The sequence below is a fragment of the Erwinia psidii genome (genome assembly GCF_003846135.1).
GTDB lineage: Bacteria > Pseudomonadota > Gammaproteobacteria > Enterobacterales > Enterobacteriaceae > Erwinia > Erwinia psidii.
On the sequence record NZ_RHHM01000006.1, the window covers coordinates 52,199 to 74,616 of the forward strand.

Annotated in this window: 21 protein-coding genes and 1 pseudogene; 15 read left to right on the forward strand and 7 right to left on the reverse strand. The window is 54.7% G+C overall.

What is annotated here, in order from left to right; genetic code table 11:
* Positions 1 to 11: 11 nt before the first annotated feature.
* From fhuC to hrpB, 3 genes are all read right to left on the reverse strand, one after another.
* Positions 12 to 806, reverse strand: coding sequence for a Fe3+-hydroxamate ABC transporter ATP-binding protein FhuC (fhuC, locus tag EB241_RS08955; protein WP_124232852.1), 795 nt, complete (start codon positions 804 to 806; stop codon positions 12 to 14).
* 368 nt (positions 807 to 1,174) lie between these two features.
* On the reverse strand, positions 1,175 to 3,673 hold the full coding sequence (mrcB, locus tag EB241_RS08960; RefSeq protein WP_124232853.1) for a bifunctional glycosyl transferase/transpeptidase: 2,499 nt from the start codon (positions 3,671 to 3,673) through the stop codon (positions 1,175 to 1,177).
* A gap of 108 nt (positions 3,674 to 3,781) precedes the next feature.
* Positions 3,782 to 6,223 carry an ATP-dependent helicase HrpB gene (gene hrpB / locus EB241_RS08965; RefSeq protein WP_124232854.1) on the reverse strand — a complete coding sequence of 814 codons (2,442 nt, stop codon included), beginning with the start codon at positions 6,221 to 6,223 and terminating at the stop codon, positions 3,782 to 3,784.
* A gap of 75 nt (positions 6,224 to 6,298) precedes the next feature.
* Between hrpB and thpR the strand changes: the two genes are divergently transcribed.
* From thpR to EB241_RS09030, 12 genes and pseudogenes are all read left to right on the forward strand, one after another.
* On the forward strand, positions 6,299 to 6,838 hold the full coding sequence (gene thpR, locus EB241_RS08970; protein WP_124232855.1) for an RNA 2',3'-cyclic phosphodiesterase: 540 nt from the start codon (positions 6,299 to 6,301) through the stop codon (positions 6,836 to 6,838).
* Positions 6,835 to 7,539 (forward strand): DNA/RNA nuclease SfsA, encoded by a 705-nt coding sequence (gene sfsA, locus EB241_RS08975; protein ID WP_124232856.1) that lies wholly within the window; start codon positions 6,835 to 6,837, stop codon positions 7,537 to 7,539. Before thpR ends, sfsA begins: the two co-directional genes overlap by 4 nt.
* Before the next feature lie 189 nt (positions 7,540 to 7,728).
* Positions 7,729 to 8,184 (forward strand): RNA polymerase-binding protein DksA, encoded by a 456-nt coding sequence (dksA, locus tag EB241_RS08980; RefSeq protein WP_034937242.1) that lies wholly within the window; start codon positions 7,729 to 7,731, stop codon positions 8,182 to 8,184.
* A 60-nt stretch (positions 8,185 to 8,244) separates the two neighbouring features.
* Positions 8,245 to 9,117 carry a tRNA glutamyl-Q(34) synthetase GluQRS gene (gene gluQRS, locus EB241_RS08985; protein WP_124233013.1) on the forward strand — a complete coding sequence of 291 codons (873 nt, stop codon included), beginning with the start codon at positions 8,245 to 8,247 and terminating at the stop codon, positions 9,115 to 9,117.
* Between the two features lie 142 nt (positions 9,118 to 9,259).
* On the forward strand, positions 9,260 to 10,681 hold the full coding sequence (gene pcnB, locus EB241_RS08990) for a polynucleotide adenylyltransferase PcnB (protein ID WP_233592580.1): 1,422 nt from the start codon (positions 9,260 to 9,262) through the stop codon (positions 10,679 to 10,681).
* Positions 10,678 to 11,157, forward strand: a complete 480-nt coding sequence (gene folK, locus EB241_RS08995) for a 2-amino-4-hydroxy-6-hydroxymethyldihydropteridine diphosphokinase (protein WP_124232858.1) — start codon at positions 10,678 to 10,680, stop codon at positions 11,155 to 11,157. Before pcnB ends, folK begins: the two co-directional genes overlap by 4 nt.
* Before the next feature lie 60 nt (positions 11,158 to 11,217).
* Positions 11,218 to 12,012 carry a 3-methyl-2-oxobutanoate hydroxymethyltransferase gene (gene panB, locus EB241_RS09000; protein ID WP_124232859.1) on the forward strand — a complete coding sequence of 265 codons (795 nt, stop codon included), beginning with the start codon at positions 11,218 to 11,220 and terminating at the stop codon, positions 12,010 to 12,012.
* A gap of 15 nt (positions 12,013 to 12,027) precedes the next feature.
* Complete coding sequence (gene panC / locus EB241_RS09005; protein ID WP_124232860.1) at positions 12,028 to 12,882, forward strand: pantoate--beta-alanine ligase; 855 nt, start codon at positions 12,028 to 12,030, stop codon at positions 12,880 to 12,882.
* A gap of 88 nt (positions 12,883 to 12,970) precedes the next feature.
* A complete protein-coding gene (gene panD, locus EB241_RS09010; RefSeq protein WP_124232861.1) occupies positions 12,971 to 13,351 on the forward strand; it encodes an aspartate 1-decarboxylase in 381 nt (126 codons plus the stop codon).
* A gap of 319 nt (positions 13,352 to 13,670) precedes the next feature.
* Positions 13,671 to 13,886: a hypothetical protein gene (locus EB241_RS09015; protein WP_124232862.1), complete on the forward strand. Its 216-nt coding sequence runs from the start codon at positions 13,671 to 13,673 to the stop codon at positions 13,884 to 13,886.
* A 90-nt stretch (positions 13,887 to 13,976) separates the two neighbouring features.
* Positions 13,977 to 14,354 (forward strand): annotated as a pseudogene (locus EB241_RS09020) (IS1 family transposase); the annotation flags it as partial.
* 752 nt (positions 14,355 to 15,106) lie between these two features.
* The gene (locus tag EB241_RS09030; RefSeq protein WP_124232863.1) at positions 15,107 to 15,604 is read left to right on the forward strand and encodes a hypothetical protein; all 498 of its coding nucleotides are present in this window, start codon (positions 15,107 to 15,109) and stop codon (positions 15,602 to 15,604) included.
* 285 nt (positions 15,605 to 15,889) lie between these two features.
* Here the strand turns inward: EB241_RS09030 and EB241_RS09035 are convergent, their stop codons facing one another.
* Both EB241_RS09035 and EB241_RS09040 read right to left on the reverse strand, forming a co-directional pair.
* Positions 15,890 to 16,660, reverse strand: coding sequence for an ABC transporter permease (locus EB241_RS09035; RefSeq protein WP_124232864.1), 771 nt, complete (start codon positions 16,658 to 16,660; stop codon positions 15,890 to 15,892).
* Positions 16,657 to 17,583 (reverse strand): ABC transporter ATP-binding protein, encoded by a 927-nt coding sequence (locus tag EB241_RS09040; protein ID WP_124232865.1) that lies wholly within the window; start codon positions 17,581 to 17,583, stop codon positions 16,657 to 16,659. The genes EB241_RS09035 and EB241_RS09040 overlap by 4 nt, the downstream gene beginning before the upstream one ends.
* A 105-nt stretch (positions 17,584 to 17,688) precedes the next feature.
* Between EB241_RS09040 and can the strand changes: the two genes are divergently transcribed.
* Positions 17,689 to 18,354, forward strand: coding sequence for a carbonate dehydratase (gene can, locus EB241_RS09045; protein WP_124232866.1), 666 nt, complete (start codon positions 17,689 to 17,691; stop codon positions 18,352 to 18,354).
* Positions 18,355 to 18,434: 80 nt separating this feature from the next.
* Here the strand turns inward: can and hpt are convergent, their stop codons facing one another.
* The gene (gene hpt, locus EB241_RS09050; protein WP_124232867.1) at positions 18,435 to 18,971 is read right to left on the reverse strand and encodes a hypoxanthine phosphoribosyltransferase; all 537 of its coding nucleotides are present in this window, start codon (positions 18,969 to 18,971) and stop codon (positions 18,435 to 18,437) included.
* Between the two features lie 148 nt (positions 18,972 to 19,119).
* Entirely contained in the window at positions 19,120 to 19,254 is a 135-nt protein-coding gene (locus EB241_RS21780; RefSeq protein ID WP_267432147.1) for a hypothetical protein, read from the reverse strand.
* Positions 19,255 to 19,975: 721 nt separating this feature from the next.
* Here EB241_RS21780 and EB241_RS09055 point away from each other — a divergent pair.
* Positions 19,976 to 21,025, forward strand: coding sequence for a phosphotransferase (locus EB241_RS09055; protein WP_124232868.1), 1,050 nt, complete (start codon positions 19,976 to 19,978; stop codon positions 21,023 to 21,025).
* Between the two features lie 14 nt (positions 21,026 to 21,039).
* Entirely contained in the window at positions 21,040 to 22,410 is a 1,371-nt protein-coding gene (locus EB241_RS09060) for an aspartate aminotransferase family protein (RefSeq protein ID WP_124232869.1), read from the forward strand.
* Positions 22,411 to 22,418: the final 8 nt, after the last annotated feature.

The window sequence follows — 22,418 nt, forward strand, 5'->3', positions numbered from 1 at the left end:
ACCCCACTCCGTCAGTAAACAAAACTCACCGGCGTTCTGCCGTCAGGGTGAGGCAAAATCCCCATAGGGATACCGTAGATACGATGGAGCACATCGGGTCGCATAATGGCACCCGCATCCCCCTGCGCAATCATCCCACCGTCGCGCAATGCCACCAGCGTGTCGCAGTAGCGCGCCGCCATATTAATATCGTGCAGCACCGCGATCACCGTCAGGCTGCGCTGGTGGCTCAGGCGCTGAATTAACGCCAGCACCTCAACCTGATGGGCAATATCCAGCGCCGACGTAGGTTCATCCAGCAGCAGGCAGCGGCTGTTTTGCGCCACCAGCATCGCTATCCAGGCCCGCTGACGCTCGCCGCCAGACAGGCTGTCCACCAGACGTTGCGCAAAGGGTTTCAGTCCCACCAGCCCAATCGCCTCTTCGACATACTGGCGGTCCTGCACAGTAAAACGCCCCAGCGCACCATGCCACGGGTAACGTCCCATCGACACCAGTTCCTGCACCGTCATCCCTTCGGCAGGGGGCAGTTGCTGGGGCAGATAAGCCACTTCGCGGGCAAACGCTTTGCCAGACCAGTCAGCGAGCGCGGTACCGTTAAGCAGTACCCGACCATTGGTCGCCTGGTGATGCCTGCCCAGCATTTTTAGCAGCGTGGATTTACCGGAGCCATTATGACCAATTAACCCACAGACTTTGCCGCCAGGAAACGTCAGCGACAGCGGTTGCAGCAGGGTTCTGCCGGGCACGGCAAAGGTGGCCTGCTCAAGGGAAAAGGTGGTTTCTGTTGCGTGCGGAGAATGCATAACGTTCTTCTGATTGGGGGCCGCCGACGTATGGCGAACCCGTTAGCAGTGGTTGATCCCCGATAGCATCCGGTTGCCGGCACCGGCAGAGCGGGAGGACGCTAAATATAAACGAGAATCATTACTATAAAGACGAGATAATATGCGAATGTACGCCAAACCCGCAAGCAGAAATCGGGCCTCTCGGCCCCGATTATCAGCAGATTAACCCGAAAATACATGAGGAAAAAGCAGGCCAGAAAGGGTATTCAGTGCAAACGGATGTCCATCGCGGTTCACTGAAGCACAGTGGATATCAGGAAACCTGTTGCAAACATGGCGTCATGGACCGCTTACCAGAAACCGTAAAGCGGTCCATGCCAGCCAGATCACTTACCAAACATATCCTTGATCCAACCCGCAACCCCATCACTGTCTTTCTGCTCATTCTGCGGTTGTTGCGATTGCTGCTGTAACTGTTGCTGTTGCTGCTGCGCCTGTTGCTGCTGGCACAGGGCATTGGCATCGGTGGTCCACACCGGCAATGTCCGCCAGCTGCTACTACCGCCGCCACAGACAAAGTTACCGGCTGAATCAACATTCATTGGGGCAATATCTTCCGGCGGCGTTGGCAGTAACGGCATCGGTGCCTGGTTATCCAGATAGCGGCGGTAGATCTGCATCGCACCGCTGGCACCGTAAAGTTTGGTCGGCTGGTTGTTGTCGCGGCCAATCCAGGTGATAGCCACTTCTTTACCGTCCACGCCGGCAAACCAGCTGTCGACCTGATTGTTGGTGGTGCCGGTCTTGCCTGCCAGATGCGCTTTGGAATAACGGGCGCCAAGGGCGCGGGCAGTACCCTCTTCCGCCACCTGCTGCATCGCATAGAGCGTCAGATAGGCCGCCTGCGCCGGTACGGCCCGTTCAGCCTGCGGGAAGCTTTGATACAGCGCGGAGCCATCTTCCGCCATCACCGAACGTACGGCAGAAAGCGGGGCACGGTTGCCCCCGCTGGCGATAGTCTGGAACGCCTGCGCCACTTCCACCGGCGTCAGGTTAAGCGCCCCCAGCAGCATTGACGGAACCGGCTGCAACTGATCTTTCGCCACGCCGAGCCGGGTCCAGGTATCCACTACCTGCGGTAGTCCCAGCGTCATCCCAAGGTTAACCGTGGGCACGTTCATCGAGTGCGCCAGCGCATCCACCAGCATGACCTGACCGCTGAAGCGACGATCATCGTTCTGCGGTTTCCAGATCTGGCCATTAGGCTGTTTCAGTGCAATCGGATTATCCGCAATCCAGGTATTCAGGCGGTATTTATCCGGCTGGCTCAGGGCGGTGAGATAGGTGGCAGGCTTCGCCAGTGAACCGATTGAGCGACGTGCCTGCAGGGCGCGATTGTACCCGGCAAACTGTGGTTCGGCACCGCCTACCATCGCGCGAACTTCACCGCTGAAGCGATCGACGATCACCATCGCCGTTTCCAGATCGTTCAGGCCACGTTGTTTACGCAGGGCGGGGATCCCCTCTTCTACCGCCTTTTCCGCCGCATCCTGGGAAAGCGGGTCCAGCGTAGTGAAAATTTTCACCCCGGAAAGATCTTTAACCTTGTCACCCAACTTTGCCTGCAACTCATTACGCACCATCTGCATAAAGGCAGGCTGTGGTGTGATCACGCCGCCTTTCGGCTGCACGCCCAGAGGACGCGCACTGAGCATGTCGTACAGCTCCTGATCGATCACTTTTTGCTGTTGTAGCAAGCGCAGCACCAGATTGCGGCGCTCCAGCACCAGCTTTGGATTGCGCCATGGATTATAAAGCGAAGCGCCTTTGACCATGCCAACCAGCAGCGCCTGTTGATCGAGGCTCAGTTCATCCACCGGACGCCCAAAGTAATAAAGGCTGGCCAGCGGGAAGCCACGGATCTGATCGTTACCCGCCTGCCCCAGATAAACCTCGTTAAGATACAGCTCAAGAATGCGATCCTTGCTATAGCGTGCATCCATGATCAACGCCATATAGGCTTCGTTGACTTTACGCCACAACGAACGCTCGTTGGTGAGAAACAGGTTTTTCACCAGCTGCTGAGTCAGCGTACTGCCCCCCTGCACCGCCCGACCGGCGGTGATATTGGCCAGAAACGCACGGCCAATGGAGTAGAAGCTGATACCGTCGTGCTGATAAAAGTGGCGGTCTTCGGTAGCGACCAGCGTATCCACCAGCAGATCCGGGAAACCGGCTCGCGGCACAAACAGACGCTGTTCACCGTTAGGTGACTGCAACATGGTAATCAGCCGTGGGTCCAGACGGAAAAAGCCGAAGTCACGCCCGCTGTCGAGGTTTTTAATCTCACTCAGACTGTCATTGCTGAAGCTCAGTCGGGCGCGGATCTGGCTTTCCTTACTGTCCGGGAAGTCAAACGGACGGCGGATCATCTCAATGCTGTTCGCCTGCACGGTAAATTCTCCAGGTCGCGTCATACGCGTCACCTGACGATACTGCGTGCCTTCCAGCAAGGCGATCATCTCACTTTTGTTCCACGACATACCCGGCTCAAGATTCACCATCCGGCCATAAACGGCGGCGGGCAGCTGCCAGACTTTGCCATCAATGCGGCTACGAATCTGTGAATCAAGGTAAAATCCGTATGCGACCGCCACCACGATCAGGACCAGCAGCAGCTTTATAAATAGCCCAGGCCAGCCTCTTCTCCGGCGCGGTGAACGCCCTTTTCCTTTACGTGGCACCGGTTGTTTCTCCTCTTTATCATGGTCATCATCCTGAAAATCATCGTAGTCATCATCCCTACGCCCACCCCGGCCAGGCACGCGGCGCGGGGGGATGGTTTTTTTACCTTTGCGCCCAATCGGTTCGCGATCGTCAGACATTCTTTTCTCTTCTCCGCCAGCGGCCACACGCAATGGTCGACCACTTTGTTCTTACTCAATTCAATACGGAACGGGAACCTTCCGAAATCAGAGGCTCATGCGCTGTTTTCACGAGGGAGCAGAAAACTTTTTGGTGCGCCGCGTAGGCTGTGCATTCGCCGGATCGTCCGGCCAGAGATGTTTGGGATAGCGCCCTTTCATCTCTTTTCGCACCTCAGGATACGCCCCCTGCCAGAAAGCAGCCAGGTCACGGGTGATCTGCACAGGCCGCTGTGCCGGAGAGAGCAGTTCCAGCACCAGGGCAAGGCGTCCCCCGGCCACGCACGGATTTTGCGCTTCCCCGAACATCTCCTGCAAACGCACGGCCAGCACTGGCGGCTTCTCTTCATCGTAACGGACAGGAAGCCGGTTTCCGCTGGGCACAGTGTAGTGAGTTGGCAGCAGAGTATCCAGTTGCTGGCGGCAGGACCATGTGAGCAATGGTAATAAAGCCGCAGCAACATCAATTTGCTTCAGTCCCCTGGCATCACGCACGCCACGCATGGCGGGCAGCAGCCAGCTTTCCAGCGAGGCCAGCAGATCGTTTTCACCGGCGGCAGGCCAGTTTTCTTCCGGTAGCCACCGGGCAGCACAAACCATACGCAGACGCAGTTGCTCTGCCTGTGGCGTCCAGTTCAGTACTGATAATCCTTTCAGACGCACCCAGCGTAGCATCGCCGGGTGCAGTTCATCCTCATCCGGTTTGCTTAACGGCTGCGAGGTGAGCACCAACTCACCGATTTGCTGCCGACGCCAGGCGCGCAACGTCCCGCGCTGCTCATCCCATTCCACATCGGTATGCAACGTCACACGCTCCGGCTGCTGGCGGATCAGTGCTTCAATATCCAAAGGCGCCGCCTGTAAAATACGCGCATCTGGCTGTGCGCTTCCCTGCAACAAACCGGGCGCGATCAGCCATTCATAGCGGGTCAGCGCCTCATCAACGTTGAGGCTGGCACCGCTGCCATTGGCTAACTGATAACGTCCCTCCGCACCACGGCGACGGGCGATACGGTCCGGGAAAGCCCTCGCCAGCAGCGGTGCAATCAGCGTGCTGTCAGCGTCTCCCTCTGCCATACCAAGACGCCGCAACAGCTGCCCTGCACGCTGTTGCCAGCCAGGCTGACGACGATGAAAGCTGTCGCGTAAATCGACGCTGCTCCGCGCGGGTTCTTCCAGGATCGCCACCAGCAGCGCTGCCGTGTCGGCCAGCTCGGTATCACCCGCCGCATCAGCGAGCATCGCCGAGAACCGCGGTTCACTGCCCAGTACCGCCATGCGTCTGCCCTTGACCGTCAGCTTACCGCTGGCATCCGTGGCACCAAGCTGCATCAGCAACTGCCGCGCACTGTCAAGATGCCGGGCAGGCGGCAGATCCAGCCAGCGTAACTGCGTCACCTCGTGACAGCCCCACTGCAACAGATCCAGCCATAACGCCGCCAGATCGCTGTTGAGAATTTCAGCGTCGGCATGGCTGGCAGCACGTTCAGCCTGCTCTCTGGCAATCAGATGCACACAAAGACCGGGTTCAAGACGGCCAGCACGCCCGGCACGTTGCGTCATTGAGGCCTGGCTGACCCGCTGTGTTTGCAGCCTGGTTAACCCGCTACGTGGATCAAACAGCGCCACCCGCTCCAACGCGCTGTCCACCACCAGCCGGATACCCTCAATGGTCAGGCTGGTTTCCGCGATATTGGTTGCCAGCACCACCTTCTGACGCCCGGCAGGCGCAGGCAGGATAGCTTTCCGCTGCTCGGCCAGCGGCAGCGCGCCATATAAAGGGCAGAGATCGATATGGCTGGCTACCAGCGTCATAAGATGGGCCTGCACCCGTTGGATCTCGCCCACGCCGGGCAAAAACAGCAACAGCGAGCCGCTCTCATCACGCAGCAGCTGGCTGACCTGACGGGCGACCGCCTCATCAAATCGCAGGCTGGCAGGCAGTGAAACGTATCGGCGTTCAACCGGAAATGCGCGACCTTCAGAACAGACCGTCGGCGCATCAGGCAGGAGTGTCTGCAAGCGTGGATTATCGAGGGTGGCCGACATCAGCAAAATTTTCAGGTCGTCACGCAGTCCATCCTGTACATCCAGCAACAGCGCAAGGGCCAGGTCGGCCTGTAAACTGCGCTCGTGGAATTCATCGAGGATCACCAACGACACCCCTTCCAACATGGGGTCCTGTTGCAACATGCGGGTCAGGATGCCTTCGGTCACTACCTCAAGCCGGGTAAGCGGGCCACTGCGGCTTTCCGAACGCATACGGTAGCCCACAGTTTTGCCTGGCGATTCACCCAGCTGTTCCGCCAGCCGCTGTGCCACATTTCGCGCCGCCAGCCGACGGGGTTCCAGCAGCAGGATTTTACCCGGAAAATCGCCCTGTTGCAGGAGATGCAGAGGTAGCCAGGTGGATTTTCCCGCACCGGGAGGTGCCGCCAGCAACACCTGAGGCGAGCGTTGCAAGGCTGACAACAGCTCAGATAAAATCTCACTGACCGGTAATGCACTCACTTTTGCTCCATAACGTCATGGTCTGAATGTGCCGGGCATTGTAGCATTCCTCCTTCAGGAATACCGGAGAGCACCATGAGTGAGCAGAAAAGGCTGTTTTTTGGCATCAGTCTGCCGGAAGAGAGCAAAAAGAGCATCGTAAAATGGCGGTCGGATACTTTCACAAAAGAGGCAGGTCGCCCGGTTGCTGCGGCGAATCTGCATCTGACGCTGGCGTTCCTTGGCGATATCAGCCTGGAGAAATCCCTTGCATTGCAACAGCTCGCGGCGAGGGTTAAACAGCCGGGCTTCACCCTCGCGCTGGATGACGCCGGGCACTGGCCGCGATCGGGCGTGGTGTGGCTGGGACCAAAACGATCGCCACGCGGGTTGCTGCAACTGGCAGAGATGCTGCGCTCACAGGCCGCTCGCTGTGGCTGCTATCAAAGCCCAACGCCCTTTCATCCGCATGTCACGCTGTTACGCAACGCCACACGGCCGGTGGCATTGCCGCCACCCAATTTCCACTGGCCGTTTCACGTTGAACGTTTCGCGCTGTTTATGTCTGTTTTTTGCCGTGGCCGCACCGCATATCAACGGCTGGCAGAATGGGACCTGGAGCTGGAAAAGAGATGATTTTTGATCCCCCCTTACGGCCCGCGACGCTGGTTATGCGTTACAAACGTTTTCTCGCAGATGTTATCACCCCTGCCGGCGAAAGGCTGACGCTACACTGCGCCAATACCGGTGCGATGACCGGCTGCGCCACGCCAGGTGACAGGGTGTGGTACTCCACTTCTGACAGCCCGACGCGGAAATATCCCCACAGCTGGGAACTGACAGAGACGCAGCAGGGAGAGTGGATTTGCGTCAATACATTACGTGCCAATGCGCTGGTGAAAGAGGCGCTGGATCATCAGGCCATTACGGCATTATCCGCCTATCCCCGCCTTCGCGCTGAAGTGAAGTATGGAGAGGAAAAAAGCCGCATTGATTTTATGCTTCAGGCAGACGGACGCGCCAACTGCTATATTGAAGTGAAATCCGTGACGCTATGCCAACAGGGCAGAGGCTATTTCCCGGATGCGATAACCGTACGCGGCCAGAAACATCTGCGTGAACTTACGAAGATGGTTGAACAGGGGCATCGTGCGGTTCTGTTTTTTGCCGTTTTGCACTCGGGGATTGAGGACGTTGCCCCGGCGCGTCATATTGACGCGCACTATGCAGAACTACTGGCACAGGCGCAACGTAGTGGGGTTGAAGTGCTTTGCTATAAAGCACAGTTATCACCTGATCAAGTCTTACTTGAAAAAGCACTGGCTGTGAGGTTGTAGAGTTGTAAATTACGACGCAATTTGCTGTTATAGAGGCGATCTCAGCAATGCCGCCGTTACGCTTTTACTCACAGGTTTGTCAAGGGATGTTCAGGAATAATTGCCAACCTTGATCGCTTCTGCTATTTATAGCGACCTGTTTTTATCCCCGTAGGGGATCGATAGTGCGTGTTATCCAGGAGAAACAACATGCAAGAAGGGCAAACCCGTAAAACCTCGTCTCTGAGTATTCTCGCCATCGCTGGGGTGGAACCTTACCAGGAGAAACCGGGCGAAGAATACATGAATGAAGCCCAGCTGGAGCATTTCAAGAAAATCCTGGAGGCCTGGCGTAACCAGCTTCGTGATGAAGTTGATCGCACGGTTTCTCATATGCAGGATGAAGCAGCCAACTTCCCCGATCCGGTTGACCGGGCGGCACAGGAAGAGGAATTCAGTCTTGAACTGCGTAACCGCGACCGTGAGCGTAAACTGATCAAGAAGATCGAAAAAACGTTGAAGAAAGTGGAAGATGACGATTTCGGCTACTGTGAATCCTGTGGTGTTGAAATTGGTATCCGCCGTCTTGAAGCCCGTCCTACCGCCGATCTCTGCATCGACTGTAAAACACTGGCCGAGATCCGCGAAAAGCAAATGGCCGGTTAACGACCTGAAAGCATGTGCAGTGAGGCTGGCTCGTTGCCTGCTTCACTGCCATTGTCACCGATGATGTCATCTTCCTGCGTCGGGCGTTTTGCCCCTTCCCCCTCCGGTTCATTGCACTTTGGTTCCCTGATCGCCGCGTTGGGTAGCTATCTACAGGCTCGCTCGCAGCACGGTAGGTGGCTGGTGCGCATCGAAGATATCGATCCCCCTCGTGAAGTGCCCGGTGCCGCACAGCATATTCTTGCGCAACTTGAGCATTATGGTCTGTGCTGGGATGGCGAGGTTTTGTGGCAGTCGCAGCGCCATCAGGCCTACCGTGAAGTACTTGCCTCGCTGGCAAAAAAACAGCAGAGTTACTGCTGCACCTGCACACGTCGTCGCATCCAGCAAAACGGCGGGATTTATGACGGGCACTGCCGTAACCAACATAACGATCCTGACAATGCCGCGATCAGATTGCGTAACAGCCATCCCGTTGGCCATTTCCACGATCGCGTGCGGGGTGAAATCATCGCTGACAGAACGCTGGCCGGAGAAGATTTTATTATTCACCGCCGCGACGGGCTGTTTGCCTATAATCTGGCCGTGGTGGTGGATGACCACTATCAGGGCGTGACCGAGGTAGTCAGAGGGGCCGATCTGATCGTCCCGACGGTAAGACAAATTGCCCTTTATCAGCAATGCGGCTGGCCGGTTCCGGGTTATCTGCATCTGCCGCTGGCGATAAACCGTGATGGCAGTAAGTTATCGAAGCAGAATCATGCGCCGCCTTTGCCGCCGGGAGATCCGCGTCCCACGCTGGTCGATGCCCTGCGATTTCTTGGGCAGCCGGTGTGCGACGGGTGGCGTGACTTGTCACTGGATGCGCTGCTCCGACAGGCCGTTGAGCGCTGGAATGTGGCGACAATTGCGCGCGAAGATCTTTTTATTTAAGCCCGGCGGTATTTCAGGATTGCCAGCCACAGCCAGAAAGAGCGTCAGGACGAGAGATGAGCATTCTCAAACGGGCCACACTGAGCTATGATTAGCCGCTGTTTTTATTGCCCGGCTTTTACTGTCACTATCGAGGTGTCCTATTTTTACCCGCGTTGCTAATTTTTGCCGAAAAGTTCTGAGTCGCGAAGACAAGATGCCCACCGACACCGGTGAAGCGCTACCTCCACAGATGACCGTAATTCCTCGCGACGGCCATAACATCTCGCGTAAAGACATCAGTGAAAATGCCCTCAAGGTGCTGTACCGCCTGAATAAAGCTGGGTTTGAAGCCTACCTGGTCGGCGGCGGCGTTCGTGACTTACTGCTGGGCAAAAAACCAAAAGATTTCGATGTCACGACCAATGCCACCCCGGAGCAAATGCGTAAGCTGTTCCGCAACTGTCGGCTGGTGGGACGTCGCTTCCGCCTGGCTCATGTGATGTTCGGCCCGGAGATCATTGAAGTCGCAACCTTCCGTGGACACCACGAAGCAGAGCTGGTAAGCGAAGATCGCAACAGTTCACAGCGCGGCCACAACGGTATGCTGCTGCGTGATAATATCTTCGGCTCCATTGAAGATGACGCCCAACGCCGCGATCTTACCATCAACAGCCTTTATTACAGCGTTGCCGACTTCAGCGTGCGTGACTATGTTGGTGGCCTCAACGACCTGCAACAGGGCATTATTCGTCTGATTGGCGACCCGGAAACCCGCTACCGCGAAGATCCGGTCAGAATGCTGCGCGTCATTCGTTTCGCCGCCAAACTGAATATGTCCATCGCCGCCGGGACGGCAGAGCCGATCCCGCGTCTGGCCACCCTGTTGAATGATATTCCCCCGGCGCGGCTGTTTGAGGAGGCGCTGAAGCTGTTGCAGGCTGGCTTTGGCTACAATACCTATCTGCAACTGCGTGAATATAAGCTGTTCCAGCCTCTGTTCCCCATCCTCACCCGCTATTTTACTGAGACGGATGACAGTAATATGGAGCGGATGATTGCTCAGGTGCTGAAAAATACCGATAACCGCATTCATAATCAGATGCGCGTGAACCCGGCGTTTCTCTTCTCCGCGCTGTTCTGGTATCCCCAGCTGGAAGCGGCACAGAAAATTGCTCAGGAGAGCGGCCTCGCTTATTACGACGCCTTCGCGCTGGCGATGAATGATCTGCTGGATGAAGCCTGCCGCTCACTGGCGATCCCCAAACGCATCACCACGCTGGTGCGCGATATCTGGCAATTGCAGCTGCGTCTGTCACGCCGCCAGGGCAGGCGCGCATGGAAACTGATGGAGCATCCCAAATTTCGTGCGGCTTATGATTTGCTGGCGCTGCGTGCTGAAGTGGAAAACAACGCTGAGCTACTGCGTCTCTCCGCCTGGTGGAGTGAATTCCAGGTAGCCGCGCCGCCACAGCAGAAAGCCCTGCTGAGCAATCTCGATAACGAGCCGGCACCGCGACGTCGCACGCGTCGTCCGCGCAAACGTGTTCCCGGCGCGCGCCGGGATGGCAATAATAACGCATGAACCGCGTCTGGCTGGCAGTCGGCAGTAATCTTGCCGCTCCGCTACTTCAGGTGCAGGCCGCCCTTGATGCGCTGGCGAAACTGCCACAGACCCGGCTGGTTGCTACTTCCTCTTTCTGGCGTACTCCGCCATACGGCCCTGCGGATCAGCCAGATTACCTCAACGCGGCGGTGGCGCTGGACAGCGAGCTGACGCCAGAAGCCCTGCTGAATCACACCCAGCGCATTGAACTGGAGCAGGGGCGAGTTCGTAAAGACCATCGCTGGGGGCCACGCACACTGGACCTGGATATTATGCTGTTCGGCAATCAGACGCTGAACACACCGCGTCTGATCGTACCGCATTACGATATTCACAATCGTGCCTTTATGCTGGTGCCTTTGCTGGAAATCGCCCCGGATATCACCTTCCCGGATGGCCGTCGAGCCTCGGATATGCTTGCCAGACTGGATAGTGGTGCCATTCAGCCCTGGTAGTGCAAAGCCCCTCCCCATCCATTAAGATACGCCATCCAGACAATATCTTGAGAGATTGCGATGAAACCAACGACGGTATCAACCCTTCGCCAGTGGAAAAAGAGCGGACGCAAATTTGCTTCCATCACCGCTTATGACTTCAGCTTTGCCCGCCTGTTTGCCGATGAAGGCATCCAGGTGATGTTAGTGGGCGACTCGCTGGGTATGGTGGTGCAGGGGCATGATTCCACACTGCCCGTCACCCTGACGGACATTGTTTATCACACCCAGGCAGTGCGCCGCGGTGCGCCGAAAGCGCTGCTTCTCGCGGATCTGCCGTTTATGACCTACGCCACGCCGGAACAGACCTTCGAAAGTGCAGCACAGCTGATGCGGGCCGGCGCAAATATGGTCAAACTTGAAGGGGGGCAGTGGCTGGCCGATACTGTCCGGCTGCTTAGCGAGCGCGCCGTGCCGGTGTGCGGTCATCTTGGCCTGACGCCCCAGTCGGTGAATATCTTCGGCGGCTACAAAGTGCAGGGACGTGAAAGCGCATCGGCAGAAACGCTGCTGAATGATGCGCTGGCGCTGGAAGCCGCCGGGGCACAAATGGTGGTGCTGGAGTGTGTTCCGGTCCCGCTGGCTGAACGCATTACCAGGGCACTCACTATTCCGGTGATTGGTATTGGTGCGGGTAACCGAACCGACGGGCAAATTTTGGTGATGCATGACGCTTTTGGTATCACCGGCGGGCATATTCCAAAATTCGCCAAAAACTTCCTCAGTGAGACCGGTGAACTGCGCGCCGCAGTCAGACAATATATTGCAGAAGTCGAAGCGGAAAGCTATCCCGCAGAAGAACACAGCTTCTATTAACCCAGGAGAAACATCGTGCTGATTATTGAAACGCTGCCGATGCTGCGCCGCGAGATCCGTCGCTGGCGGCAGGATGGTAAACGTATCGCGCTGGTGCCGACAATGGGTAACCTGCACGACGGACATATGACGCTGATTGACGAGGCACGCGAACAGGCTGACATTGTGATTGTCTCGATTTTTGTCAATCCGATGCAGTTCGAGCGTCCTGACGATCTTGCCAGCTACCCCCGAACGCTACAGGAAGATTGCGAGAAGCTGAACCGTCGCAAGGTGGACCTGGTGTTTGCTCCGGCCCCCGACGATATCTATCCGCAAGGGCTGGGCGAACAGACCTTTGTCGAGGTTCCCGGTCTTTCCACGCTGCTGGAAGGGGCCAGCCGTCCCGGCCATTTCCGTGGTGTTGCCACCATCGTCAGTAAACTGTTCAATCTGGTGCAACCGGATCTGGCCTGCTTTGGCGAGAAAGATTACCAGCAACTGGCGGTGATCCGCCGGATGGTCGCAGATATGGGGTACGATATTGAGATTGTGGGTGTACCGACGGTACGGGCCAAAGACGGACTGGCACTCAGCTCCCGCAACGGCTACCTCACCACGGAGGAACGAAGGATCGCCCCTGAACTGAGTAAGGTGATGAACAGCCTCGCGCAACAGTTGTCCACAGGAGACCGGCAAATTGGCGAAATGCTCAGTGCTGCCGAAGCCACGCTGGCAATAAAAGGGCTGCGTGCTGATGGTCTGGCCATTTGCGACGCCGATACGCTGCAACCGCTGACGGTGGACAGCCAGCGCGCGGTGATCCTGATGGCCGCCTGGCTGGGCAAAGCACGACTGATTGATAACCAGCAGGTTGATCTGCTCGTCTGACCCCGCTTACGGCAGACGGCAAGCCATCGGCCTGGGTGCTTTCACGCCCGGTCGTTTTTTTCTGATTTTCCGGTAAAGGTAAAAGGTTATGAACCGTACTATGCTGCAGGGCAAGCTGCACCGGGTCAAAGTGACCCAGGCAGATCTTAATTATGAAGGCTCCTGTGCTATCGATCAGGATTTTCTTGATGCTTCCGGCATCCTGCAATACGAAGCGATTGATATTTATAACGTGACCAATGGCCAGCGCTTTTCCACCTACGCTATAGCGGCTGAACGTGGGTCGAAAATTATCTCCGTTAACGGGGCCGCCGCACGTTGCGCCTGCGAAGAAGATATTCTGATTATCTGTTCTTATGTCGATGTGCCCGATGAACAGGCGCGCCAGTGGCAGCCCAAAGTAGCCTATTTCGAAGGCGACAACCTGATGAAGCGCCTGGCGAAAGCCGTTCCTGTTCAGGTTGCCTGAACCCTATTTAAAGGCCGGTTATCCGCTAATGCCGAGGGGTAAAAACGATCGGCGGAAGACTAAAACGGTGCGGCAAAGATCCGTCATCTCTCAGGGATGTCGGATTTTTTTTTATGCCTTTCAGCCGGCTCCCACTTAATCCAGATGGCTCTGGCGTATCATGGGGATGTATAACTTTTTATCGTTCTGCTGAATGTCAGCTACTCAGGAGATCATTGCTAAATCGTCAAAAGGTCCGCGTACCCGGTAGTAAAGGCCTTATGGCTTATGGTCGGATTGATGTCCGTGGTGTCCCTGACTTTTCTAAATGTGCCGCAAGATGAAAATAATCATTTTCCTTATCGTATTTGTAGCCTCTATGGCGCTGATTCCCGACAGTCTGATTGGTGGTTTTGTTAACCACAACATAACTATCAGTGGTGATGGTGAAGAAGCGATGAACAATTTTGAGTTTACCGTCATTCTCATCAAAGGTGCTTTGTCTGCTTCGATCGCCACTATAGCACTCTGGTTTTATCGTAAACGAAGAGAGTGATTCAGTGGCCAGGTGAGACGGTGGTGCATCTAATTGGTTGAATCTGATGTATAATGCGGGCTTTTGAGGTTTTCCCATGGCCAGCGTTAACGTGTTAACGTTCATTGTTCCCGTTGTCAGTCTGCTCAGGTTTACCGCCATGGTCAGAACCCTAAAGGCCATGACAGATTTCGCTGCCGTGACTGCCACCGCGTGTTTCAGCTCACTTACGTTTATGAAGTCCGTAAGCCGGGCGTTAAAGAGCAGATCACTGAAATGGCCTTCAATGGTGCCGGGGTTCGCGATACAGCCAGAACACTGAAAATTGGTATTAACACCGTCATCCGGGCTTTAAAAAACTCGCGCCAAAGCGGATAACGTCTTGAACGTAATAACCTGACGCTCCGCACACACGTTAAGCGGTTGGCTCGTAAAACAATCTGCTTCTCGCGTTCAGTGGAGATCCACCCAATCCTCAGGCTCTTGTGAAGTCAGGCCCGGATCATACAAACAGACGTCAGTTTTTACTGTGTACATATCTTTTACCCTATAAAAAAACCACCAAAGTAAGCCTCAATAACGATTACGCCAGGTTATGCAGCGGCCTGGCGCATTTCCTCAATTTAACCGTACAACTTATAATGAATCGGCTCCGGGTGATTAAAAGCAAAAAACCCCGCCAGATGGCGAGGTTTCAGGATGAATAGTGGCATATGCATATAAAAATCCCATTTTGGCTGGACATTACGCCAACGTCAGACAAAAGCAATTTTTAATTGATCTACGCTATGCAATCTGTACTTTCAATTAATTTTAACTGGAAAAAAAATTAAACAAACCGCTTAACTGTTTGCGTTAATGAAGTATTAACCTGCTAAACAGCATAAGGATATATGACATGGACTTATAATGTAATAAACAAAGCTTTTACTCATAATGGTGAGTATAAATTTAACGCTGAATATGCGGGGGCACCAGGTTATAAGAACACCCCTGATTATGAATGCATTAAAAACAAGGGGCCTTTGCCACGCGGCAGGTATCGTATAACCGGCCCGATTGCAAATCATCCCACACGTTATTCGGCTTACGCCCGATACTGGAAACAGTATGTGTGGGCGTGACGGCTTTCTTATTTATGGTGGCAATGGCAGGGGAACTGCATCTAATGGTTGCATTGTTTTGCAGCCAGGATTCAGAGAAACAATAATAACAAGTGGCGACAGGGAACTAATCGTACAATGAAAATGGGTATTTTTTTACTTATCGTGACGCTGCTCGCCGGGTGCTCAACAGGCGCTTTAAAAAAACCAGAAGATAAACTTTATGAAAAGGTTTTGCTGGCAATAAAAACGCATGAAATAAATGAATTGTCAGAATCAGATTTTAATGAAATCTCCGATTATTTTTCAAAGGGTAAAGCGCGCTGGTTAGCACTGTATCCCAGCCTGAGTAACGAACCATTTTCAGGAATAACCTACTTTCAGGAAGGGCTGGATATATCTATGGCAAAAGCCCTGTCAAAAAAGGCGTCCGAAACATTGAAATTTGTAAACAAAGAAAATATTAAAAAAATCTGCGGCATTCCTTTCATTGAACCTGCTGATGAAGAAATAAAATCCTACTATATAAAAACGCGAACAGCTTTAAAATCACTCTCTTCTGAAAGCAAATGGAAAGATGCCTGCTTAATACAGCTGGAACAATCATTCGCTTACCTGAACAACCATAAAACTTAATTGCGTTCCCCCCTGAGCCAATCTGCACATGCGGGTTATTCGCATGTTAACGCATCACCTTTCTGAACTCTGCGCCAGCATGGCTGCCTTCAATCTCATATGTAGCCACCAGCGTTGCAAAAAACGGCTTCCGGTTTCGGCTCCTTTCCCGTAAGCCTGGCGCTGTCGGACAGCAGAGCACCATATTAGCCCGGAGCGCTAAAAAAAGAGGCCACAACGTTATTCGCTGCGGCCTGCGTTCAGAACGTCACCATCAGGGTTACGGTTATCCTGCCTTTTATCTCATCAGGTGCGGAGTCCTGTGCCGCGCTCAATAAGCCACCAGACCACGACATAGATGACCAGGATAAAAGCCAGCAGCACCCCCAGCGTAAGCACCAGCGGCACATCAGTAATCCCCAGAAAACCAAAGCGAAAACCGCTGATCATATAAACGACAGGATTGAGTTTTGACACCCCCTGCCAGAAAGGCGGCAACAGCGTCAACGAGTAAAACACCCCTCCCAGATAGGTCAGTGGCGTCAGGACAAAGGTGGGGATCAGGCTTATATCATCGAAGGTGCGGGCAAACACCGCATTCAGCAGACCCGCCAGCGAAAACAAAATGGCGGTCAATAACAGCGTTACCGTAATCATCGTCCAGGAGTGAACCTGGAACGGTACAAAAAACAAAGAAACTGCCGTGACCAGCACGCCAACACAAAGGCCCCGCGCCACGCCGCCGCCGACATAGCCAGCGATAATCACATGCGTCGGCACGGGGGCCACCAGTAGTTCTTCGATATTGCGCTGAAACTTGGCGCTGAAGAACGAGGAGGCCACATTAGCGTAGGCGTTGGTGATCACTGACATCATAATCAGCCCCGGCACAATAAACTGCATATAGCTGAAACCATGCATATCACCAATCCGCGAGCCGATCAGATTACCAAAGATGATGAAGTACAGCGTCATGGTAATGACCGGCGGCAACAACGTCTGGATCCAAATGCGGGCGAAACGGATCACTTCTCTTTCCCACATACTTTTCAGGGCAACCCAGTATAAATGCGTCATGCTTTCTCTCCTCTGCGACCATTTACCAGGTCAACAAACAGCTCCTCAAGACGGTTGGCTTTGTTACGCATACTCAGTACCTGCACCCCCTGATGGCTGAGCTGGCTGAATACGCTGTTCAGCCCCTGCTCACGCAGCACTTGCACCTCCAGCGTGGAGGTATCCACCAGCCGGTACTGAAAACCTTCCAGCTGCGGCAGTGGGCTTTTGGCCGCCAGATCGAGGATAAAGGTTTCAGATTTCAGCTTCGACAGCAGCCCTTTCATGGTGGTATTTTCCACCAGCTCTCCCCGCTGAATGATGCCGATATGGCGGCACAGCATCTCTGCCTCTTCCAGATAGTGCGTGGTCAGAATGATCGTGGTGCCTTGTGCATTCAGCTCCTGTAAGAAGCTCCACATTGAGCGCCGCAGTTCAATATCCACGCCTGCCGTCGGTTCGTCGAGGATCAGCAGTTTAGGTTCATGCATCAGCGCGCGGGCAATCATCAGGCGTCGCTTCATGCCACCGGAGAGCATTCGCGCACGCTCGTCACGCTTGTCCCAGAGATCGAGCTGCCGCAGATACTTTTCAGCACGTATCCGCGCCTCTTTTTTCTCCACGCCATAATACCCGGCCTGGCTAACCACAATCTGCAATACGGTTTCAAACTGATTGAAATTAAACTCCTGCGGCACCAGGCCCAGCTGGCGTTTAGCGTTAACGACATCCTGTTGTAAATCATAACCAAACACCCGCACCTTACCGGCGGTTTTATTCACCAGGGAGCTGATAATGCCGATGGTGGTGGATTTTCCCGCGCCGTTAGGCCCAAGCAATGCATAAAAGTCACCGGCCTCGACGTTAAGGTCAATCCCCTTAAGCGCCTGCACGCCGCCGGCGTAGGTTTTGGTCAGTTTTTCAAGTTCCAGTGCATAAGTCATAGGTTAACGAGCGCCCTGTTCTGAGTGGTTTTTTATTTACCGTTTAAAATCACGTTTCATTGCCCTATATTACAGCAACGCATATAAAGTCATGGCTAAACAGAAATGAAAGATATTGATACCCTGATTAACAATAACCGCGAGTGGTCCAGGCTGCTTAAAGAAGAGGATCCCGGCTTTTTTGAACGCCTCTCTCTTGCACAGAAACCCCGCTTTTTATGGATTGGTTGTTCTGACAGCCGCGTTCCCGCCGAGCGCCTGACCGGGCTGGAGCCGGGTGAACTGTTTGTTCACCGTAATGTCGCTAACCTGGTGATCCACACCGATCTCAACTGCCTGTCGGTGGTGCAGTACGCGGTTGAAGTACTGGAAGTGGAGCACATCATTATCTGTGGTCACTATAGCTGTGGCGGCGTACAGGCGGCAGTGGAAAACCCGGAACTGGGTCTGATCAACAACTGGCTGCTGCATATTCGCGACTTATGGTACAAGCACAGCTCATTGTTGGGCGAGCTTCCGCCACAGAAGCGCTTCGACAAATTATGCGAAATCAATGTGATCGAGCAGGTGTATAACCTGGGTCACTCCACAATTATGCAGTCAGCCTGGAAACGTGGTCAGAAAGTAACCATTCACGGATGGGTATATGGCGTTCAGGATGGCCATCTGCACGATCTGGAAGTGACTGCCACCAACCGTGAAATCCTCGAACAGCGCTACCGCCACGGCATTGCCAACCTGCTGAACAATCTGGAAAAACCCGATTCCTGACAGCAAGCGATCGTCAACAACAGGCCGGAAATTCCGGCCTCAGTCGATTGGACAGTGACCATATGCGCTGATGCAACGATCTACTCTTCGAGCATCACAACTTTGCCCACGTAGGGCAGATGGCGATAACGCTGCGCATAATCAATCCCGTAACCCACCACAAACTCGTCCGGGATGGTAAAACCAACATACTCAACGGAGACATCCACCTCGCGGCGATCCGGTTTATCCAGCAGCGTACAAATTGCCAGCGACTTTGGCTGACGCAGGCTGAGGATCTCACGGACCCTGCTCAGGGTATTACCCGAATCGATGATATCTTCAACGATTAACACATCCTTTCCGCAAATATCCTCATCCAGATCTTTGAGAATTTTGACATCCCGCGTACTCGACATGCCGCTGCCGTAGCTGGAAGCGGTCATAAAATCCACTTCGTGCGTCACCTCAATTTTGCGGCAAAGATCCGCCATAAACATAAAGGAGCCGCGAAGCAGGCCGACCAGCACGATACCACTGTCGCTGTCACGATAGCGTTCGGTGATCTGTCGGCCCATCTGTGCAATGCGACGGGCGATCTCATCTTCAGAGATCATGATATCTACAGTGTGTTTCATTATTTACATATCTCACTGATTTTATTCAGTTAATAACCATGTAAAGCCTGTGTGAGAATCAGATATTGATACCCGGTTACGATATGGGGCATCAAACAATCATGTACAACAGCGATAGCATGAGAACCTTTTGAAACGGATGATTATATCAGGGATGGTAGTGGATGGGGGAAGGATGAGAACAAATCGCCGGGCCGCTGCCAGACCAGGGCGTCCCTCTGATACGCAGACCACGGCGGCGTTGCGCGTTCAGGGCTGTCGCAACATCAGGAAGATCAATCATGCTGCGGGCGGCTGATAATTGAGCAGAAGTTACCTGATTCACACCGCATTAAGAAATTTTGTATTCGTTCAGAACGATATACTTATTTTATGTCAAAGAAAGAAGGTTAACTGAATGATTTTTAAGATAAAGTCAATCATCCACCGAACGCCCGTTAACGGCGCAATCGGACCTGCTGCGAAGGCACTTTGCACCGATCGCGTTGCTGGGAAAAGATCCCCGCCTCGCCCGATAGCGTCCGCCTCTCTCGTTCCGCGAAGGTTGCGCCTGGCCGGAGTCCCTTTCTTTGGGATGCCGGAAACACTATTCAGCGGGCCTGTAAGGCATATCACACCCAACACTGCGCCTCCGACGCCAGCCATACCAGTCTGGCGGCGCGGCGCTGATGCGGATTGCCCAACGTTTTGTGTTAGTGATCCTGTCGGATGCAAACACCGGACTTATCGCACAGGGTCTCGCCCGTCGGAAAGCAGGCTTCCACGCCGTATACACCACAAACAAATACGCCCCCGAATCGTTGCGTATTTGTTTGACCAACGGCGTTGCGCTCCTGAAGAGGGAATACACTGCTCGCCCGGCTTACGCCATGACCGGATGACAACTTCCGATGCCGGTTTGATGGCTGAGGCGAACCCTCCACCCGCCGTTGATGGCGTCCGTTAACGCCCGCGCTGCACGGCCCTGGATTTGTCCACGGGCGCCAGATGATTAAGCGAGGTAAATGATGTTGAAGGTAAACCCGACTGACGCTGCCGCATTAAGCACTGCGCCTCCCGCGATCCCTCTCTCAGAGATACCGTCTCTGGTGGCCAGGCTCTACGGGATCGAGGGCACGGTGCGGCCGCTGGCAGGTGAGCGTGATCAGAACTGCTGCATCGAACAACCTGATGGGACTCGCTATGTATTTAAGATCGGTAATCCGTCTGAATCGGCCGCCGTTGTCGATTTCCAGATTGCCGCGCTGCATCATATCGCTGATAACTCACCAACGCTGCCCATCCCCCGTGTCGTGCCGACACTGACCGGACGAACCTGTGACCACGTCAGGCTGAATAATGGGACAGATACGATTGTGCGGATGCTGACCTATCTGAACGGGATGCCGATCAAGGAAACGGTGCGAACGCCTGCACAACGTCGCACCATGGGAACCTGTCTGGCCAGGCTTAACCTCTCCCTGCAGGGATTTTCACATCCTGCTGCAAACCACGATCTGCTGTGGAATGTCTCTGCCGCACACCGTCTTACGGATAAGCTGGAAGACCTTATCGATCCTGAACGACGCCGGCTGGCCAGGAAATTTATGGCACGCTTTAAAGAGCAGGTATTACCTGTTCTGCCGATGCTCAGAGCCCAGGTTATCCACAACGATTACCATTTTTACAATGTGCTGGTCGCACCGGGGGAGCAGGAGCGTATCACAGGTATCATCGACTTTGGCGATATGCTGTATGCGCCACTGGTAGGCGAAGTGGCCACCGCTGCGGCATTCCATATGACCGGTTGCACCGATCCATTCGTGGGCGCGGCACAGTTCGTCGGCGCTTACCACCGGACGCTTGCGCTCACCGAGACAGAGCAGGAGATCGTTGCCGACCTGATGGCAACCCGTCACCTTATCACCGCGCTGATCTCCGAATGGCGTGCCGTCCGCTACCCTGATAACCGCGCCTATATCATGCGTCATAATCCCGCCGCCTGGGAGGCGCTGTCACAAATGGCCGATATCTCCCGCCACGGTGCGCGAGACCGGTTACTGTCCGACATCTGAAACGGGAGAAATCAATGAAAAGCACCACAGACCTGAATATGGTGAACGCTTACATCCCTGGTCTTGCTGACGTGGGAGAGAGTACCGCGGCGATGATCCGGCGGCGCGACGCGCTGCTGGGGCCTGCCTATCGCCTTATGTATGAACATCCTTTACATATCGTGCGCGGTGAAGGTGCCTGGCTGTTTGATGCAGAAGGCCATCGCTATCTGGACGCCTACAATAACGTGACGTCGCTGGGACATTGCCACCCGGCCGTGAGCGAGGCGATTTGCAGACAGGTTCAGACCCTGGCGACCAATACCCGCTATCTGCATGACACCATCCTGACGCTGGCCGAACGCCTGCTCTCAACCGTGCCGGAAACCTCACTGGCCCATCTTATGCTGACCTGCACGGGTAGTGAGGCAAATGATCTTGCCTATCGTATCGCCAGGATACGTACCGGCGGCACCGGGGTGATCGTCACCGAGACGGCTTATCATGGTATCACCGACGCGGTGTCTCAGTTCTCACCCTCACTGGGCACCACGGTTAATCTCGGCCCTCACGTGCGCCTGGTTCCCGCACCTCGTTCCTGGCATGCCGGGGATGTCGATACTGGCGAACGCTTTACGCGCGACGTCAACGCCGCCATTGCCGATCTGGAGCGCCACGGGATCGTGCCGGCTGCGCTGATCGTCGACTCGCTGTTCACCAGTGATGGTATTCTGCCCGGCACGAAAGGCTTTCTTAAAAGCGCGGTCGATGCAATCAGGCAAGCCGGTGGCTTATTTATTGCCGACGAAGTGCAGCCCGGATTTGGACGAACCGGAGAAAATATGTGGGGCTTTCAGCGCCACGGTGTTATCCCGGACATCGTCACGATGGGCAAACCGATGGGTAACGGTCAACCGATCGCAGGTCTGCTGGCAACTGCCGACGCGTTAGAGGAATTTGGCCAGCGCTCCCGCTACTTTAATACTTTTGCAGGCAATACCGTATCCTGTGCGGCAGCACTGGCCGTTTTGCAGACCATTGAACAGGATAACCTGATCGACAATGCCCGCCACGTTGGCAAAGTTCTGCTCGATGGTATTGCCGGGCTAAACAAACGACACGAGGCAATAGGCGATGTGCGGGGGGCCGGCCTTTTTGTTGGCGTGGAGCTGGTTACAGATCGTCAATCGCGTGCCCCGGATCGTTGGCTCACCAGCCAGGTGGTCAACCGGATGCGCCAGAAGGGCGTATTACTGAGCGCCTGCGCAATGGGGCATAACGTGCTGAAAATCCGCCCACCGCTGGTGCTGACCGCGGATCAGGCCGGCAGGATAACGGACGTACTGGATCAGGCGCTGACGGAAGCCACCGCCGCCAGAACCCGGCAATCGGCTTCGACGCTATGATATGATGC